The organism is Vallitalea sp. (genome assembly GCF_025211055.1).
Lineage (GTDB): Bacteria > Bacillota > Clostridia > Lachnospirales > Vallitaleaceae > Vallitalea.
This window is the reverse complement of sequence record NZ_JAOARO010000006.1, coordinates 1-4,876: the sequence shown is the minus strand read 5'-3', so window position 1 is coordinate 4,876 and position 4,876 is coordinate 1. Positions and strand designations below refer to the sequence as shown.

4 protein-coding genes and 1 pseudogene are annotated in these 4,876 nt (G+C 29.3%); 1 reads left to right on the top strand and 4 read right to left on the bottom strand.

Going from position 1 to position 4,876, the window contains the following annotated elements:
- Positions 1-179: 179 nt before the first annotated feature.
- The 4 genes from N4A55_RS01120 to N4A55_RS01105 form a co-directional block, all read right to left on the bottom strand.
- Positions 180-773 (bottom strand): hypothetical protein, encoded by a 594-nt coding sequence (locus N4A55_RS01120; RefSeq protein WP_293753560.1) that lies wholly within the window; start codon positions 771-773, stop codon positions 180-182.
- Complete coding sequence (locus N4A55_RS01115) at positions 773-1,009, bottom strand: hypothetical protein (protein WP_293753559.1); 237 nt, start codon at positions 1,007-1,009, stop codon at positions 773-775. The genes N4A55_RS01120 and N4A55_RS01115 overlap by 1 nt, the downstream gene beginning before the upstream one ends.
- 201 nt (positions 1,010-1,210) lie before the next feature.
- Positions 1,211-2,497 (bottom strand): porin family protein, encoded by a 1,287-nt coding sequence (locus N4A55_RS01110; protein ID WP_293753558.1) that lies wholly within the window; start codon positions 2,495-2,497, stop codon positions 1,211-1,213.
- Between the two features lie 599 nt (positions 2,498-3,096).
- A complete protein-coding gene (locus N4A55_RS01105) occupies positions 3,097-4,254 on the bottom strand; it encodes an outer membrane beta-barrel protein (RefSeq protein WP_293753556.1) in 1,158 nt (385 codons plus the stop codon).
- Positions 4,255-4,360: 106 nt separating this feature from the next.
- Between N4A55_RS01105 and N4A55_RS01100 the strand changes: the two are divergent.
- Positions 4,361-4,701, top strand: a pseudogene (locus N4A55_RS01100) (DUF4372 domain-containing protein); the annotation flags it as partial.
- Positions 4,702-4,876: the final 175 nt, after the last annotated feature.

The window sequence follows — 4,876 nt, the reverse complement described above, 5'->3', positions numbered from 1 at the left end:
CTCAATAATTTACTGTTCTTAATACGCTCGATAGGCTTTAATCCTATAGTCGAGAAAAAGTTAACGCAGTAAATGGAGTCTCATATTTCATAGAGTAAATATCGTTAATTACAATACAAAACTAACGGAAGTCGAAAACTAAACATTTAGACTAGCCCGGAATAATAGACAATGTTGTTTTACTGCAAATTATGATCTATGCTGAACTCATCAAACTTTTCAGCATCAATACAACTCTCGCTTACAATCCAAGTATACTTTATAATATTATCGCCTAAATAAAAATCCCAACCCAAAAATAGTTTTGATCTATAATCGAAACAATATATAGCGTAATTACCATAAAAACCCGCTTCATGTAATTTATATCTTATTACAGTATCTCTGGTTACATTTCTGGAATTAAAATTATATTGAAAATCATGAAACTCCACTACTAATATTTCATCATTAATATAAAGCGTATCACAAAAACTAGTATCTTGTTTAAAAACCAAGCCTCCTTCCATACATGCGTTATTATCTGAATTATTGCAATCCCATATATTGTAGTTGAATATATTCAAACTGTGTAACGAGTCTAATCCTCTAAGTTCAATATAATTGCACTTACTTATATCCTCTTCTGACAAAAAAACTCTCGATGAATAGTGTTTAGAAGATAAAGACATTCTAACATAGTCGTACTTATAATAAACCTTTGATTCACAAGAAGAGAGCATTAAAACACCTAACAGAATTATTATCTTTAGTCGATCCATTGTTTGTAACATTATTGCTTTCCCTCAATAAAATATTCAATATCATCCTGCCAATAACTGCCTTCAAAAGATTCATGATTCTTACATCTTAAAAAGTACTCTTTAGCAAGTTCTAAATTTTTATCAAAGACTATACCATTATAATATAATAACCCCATATGATACATTGCTTCAAAAATATTATTCTCTGAAGCTTTCTTAATTAAAGATACTCCTCTATCTGTATTAATCAGATTGCGATAATACACCTTATCACTATTACCAATATTAGAGTACAGAGACGTCCCAAAAATTCTTGTGAATACGTATCTCCACTATCACCTAAAGCACAAATAGCAGCAAAAGCGCAATCCCGTTTGCTCATATCCATATCATAGTTTGTACACATATAATACAACTTCAAATTCACTCATCCGAATAAAAGTCTATTAATATGTATTTATGAAAAGTTAGAACTTATAACCAAGAATAAAGAAATATCTTTTTACTGAAGATGATAGTCCCTTATGTTCTGACATTCCATTTGCTCCTTCATACCTAATTTCTAAGGATAGCTTATTGTACTTAACTCCTGCGCCAATAATATAGCCCTGTTCATATTTCCTAGCATATCTCATAGCAAGATCTTCATCAACTCTATCTTCGCTGTAAAATTTAGATTCTATCCTTTTATAATTTGTTTCATCTACTGCAAATGCATTTGATATCCCTGCATTTACATATACAAATGTATTACCAACAGGATACTTATAACGAATCATATTATTAAATCTAATATATGAATAGCATATTTTGGTTATTGTGTTGGTATAATTGCTTTCATTCTTATACTCTTTATAGCTACCTGTAAACTTATATGTTGAAAACAATACTTCATTATTAATAGACCACCTTCCGTGATTTCTTGGCAATATTACATCAATAAACAAACCAGCAGAAAAATCAACAGATGGATCATACTCAACTTCAGACAAATACTCAAAAGAGAGTTTACTCGTAAAATTTAGCGAGGTTAATGAAACTCCAGATAATATACCTATTTCTGTTTTAACTTTTCTCTCTTCCTTTTGAAATAAATCATCAAAAGATGAGTTCTGATAATAATAATAATCATTAAAAAGTCTTATTAAGCTATTTTTTTTGTACGTAGTATTTCTCAGTCTAGATTTAATTTTTTCACAATCATTCATGTACAAACTCAACTGACTAAGGTATCTATTATTCTCAGCTATCAAACGTTTATTATCACCTCTTTTATAAATTAATAATTCAAATTTATTATTCTGTTCAATATAAAAATATTCCCTTCCATACTGGTTTTTGTAGAAAAATAAACTTTTTTCACCTCTAAAAAGAGTTTGAAGAAATACAGTATCAATTTTTAAATTAATTCGGCTATTTTCTTCAAGTATTTCAGTTTTTATAGAAGAGTTTTCAATTTCGACAACCCCTTTTACATAAATCTCACCACCAACACTAAACTCATTTATATCATTTATATTTAAGAGAGTAGGATCATCATCAATACGCATTTTAAACTGAACATTCTTAGGATTTGCTTCCTTGTCTTTATAGTTAACAAACCCAAACAATGTATTACCATTACTCTTAATTACATATCCCGAAATGTAATTATCCTGAGAAAATGATAATTGAAAGGTTAATAGCCCAATTAACAATAATCCAAATCCTATTAATCTCTTATTTTTATTCATCTCTAAATTTATATCTAACATAACTTCTTAAATCCGCAAATAATTTTCAAACTACGAATTACACTAAATTCTAGGAATAAACCTACCAAATACATCATAAAAACTTTATAGGACTATTAATCAGGATCGCATTTAGATTCGTACTGACATTGATCTTATTTGGTTTTCCTGATAAAGTTTCGATATGGGTACAAGGTACGGACAGTTCAACATCACCACGTAAAATGGTATCTGCTTAAGAAATTGATACCCCTCTCTGGTGACAAAGAGTGTTTTCAAGTCTGGTCTTTATACAATTAAGACCATAACCTATTTTTCCTTCTACATAATTACGTTGTGCCGCCTTCTTCTTAGAATACTTTTGTGATGACGGTTCTTTTCTCTTAGAAGGACGACCTAATGGTTTTCCTACAATATTTATTACTTTAGAGGTCAGTAGATAATTACTTATATACGAACCTCTAAAAATGGTAGTATTTCATTCTATATTGTATCTTTGTCAAGTATATTATACATAAGGTTGTCGATTTATTATGTTTTTTTTGCGATTACATAATATCTACAACCTTTCTTTTTTTTCGAAAAGTTGAGATGATTTCAATAGTAATTTCGTCATATAACTAAAAGTTTATTCCTATTTGTAAACTAAAAGCAGAGGTTCCTCTAAACTCATAATCTCTATTATTATACAGACTCTTATATCTTAGCTCCATAAATATAGATTTTCTATAATTAAGGTTGTACTCAAATCCACCACCAATTACATAACCTATTTGCATATTACTAATCATAGGTTTTGTTTCAACATTCTCTACCTCTATTATTTTATTATTCAAAAGTTCTTTATATAAAGAATACTTGTTTTTAACTAAATACATTCCAACAATACCTGTATTTACGTATGGTCGGATCTTATTTGACGGGTACACATATCTTAGTTGAATGGGGATATTTATAGATGTAAATTTAGTGACAAAATCAAAATTTATGTCATTTTCAACTCTATTATACGAATAATTATGTTTGCCAAATAATAGCTCCATATGAAATGAGAAATCAGATGCAGATATAGGTTTGTCTATAAATATACCTAACAAAAATCCTCCATCATATCTAAAATCAAAATATTTTAATTCATTTTCTTCTTTCCCTGAAGGAATTAACTTGGAAACTTCGTAGACTTTTTCCTTTGTCAGAATCAATTTTACCATTTCATAACCTATCAAAACTCCAAACTTAATATGAGGGAAGGGCTTAAACTCACATTTGTTATATCTTTGAAATAGTTTAGTTAAAGTTTTTTTATTATAACTAGTAAGTTTACATGCATTCAAGACATTAGGACAATCCTTTGTCAAACTAATAAGTTGTTCAGAATAATTCTTTTTTGAATATCCATTCTTCGTAATTTCAGTAAATAATGTACTATCTTTTTGTATGAAAAATGTCTTTATTTTTTTCCCTCTATAATAGTATAAAGATTTTTTTCCTCTAACTAACTGTTCAAGAAAAACTCTTTTTAAAACACCATTTATCATGACTTCTTTTGACACATAAACACGCCCATCTTTAAAACCATATTCTATAACCTCTTCAGGAGTAAACTGTTCTACCCTATCATATTTCTCTATCTGACACAACTGTGAGTTTACAATATCGCCACCATCTATTAATGAAACACCAACTATAGTTAAACTATCGGTCACATAATAGTTACTTTGACCAAAAGAATATATTGGTAATAATACGATTAATAATGGTACAATTAAATATTTCATATGCAAATCTATTTTTTTTAATAATGACACAGTCATCCGAAAGTTGAAAAATTAAAAAGCCCTCAGAATCCCTTATTTTTGTTTCGACGAAAAAATAAAAATAATAATGGGACTCTTCAGGCGAAACAAAAATAATAACAAACCAGTAGTAAGACAAATTTTAGATTTGGTACCTAAGTGGATTTTTGATAACTGCACCAATACCTATAAAACAGATAAAGGGTGCAGTAAATATAGGACTTTCGACCAATTCATTGCTTTGACTTTCGGACAGCTTTATAAATGCCATACATTGAGTGATATATCGACAGATATTGGTGTTAGCGAAACATTTATTTCTGATTTGGGATTAAAGAATCTCCGGCTAGATCGACCATGAGTGACGGGAACAGAAAACGAGACTGGCGTGTTTTTGAAAGTTTGTACAATAAACTATTGAGCCATTACAGCAGCGTTCAAAAAAAGCATCATAAAAACTATATGGATATTCCGATGATGTTGACCCCCTATTCCGGTTATATTGACCCCTCTGTTTTCTTTTGGTCAAGAAATAAGAAGACCTGACAATATTACAGTTTTTTTCTCAGACTTTCTCCTTTTAATTCAATTCTGTATGAGGAGT

What these genes read in the sequence shown, in the direction of transcription:
- N4A55_RS01120 (WP_293753560.1), bottom strand. Translation starts at nt 773, where the DNA reads ATGTTACAAACAATGGATCGACTAAAGATAATAATTCTGTTAGGTGTT.
- N4A55_RS01110 (WP_293753558.1), bottom strand. Translation starts at nt 2,497, where the DNA reads ATGTTAGATATAAATTTAGAGATGAATAAAAATAAGAGATTAATAGGA.
- N4A55_RS01105 (WP_293753556.1), bottom strand. Translation starts at nt 4,254, where the DNA reads ATGAAATATTTAATTGTACCATTATTAATCGTATTATTACCAATATAT.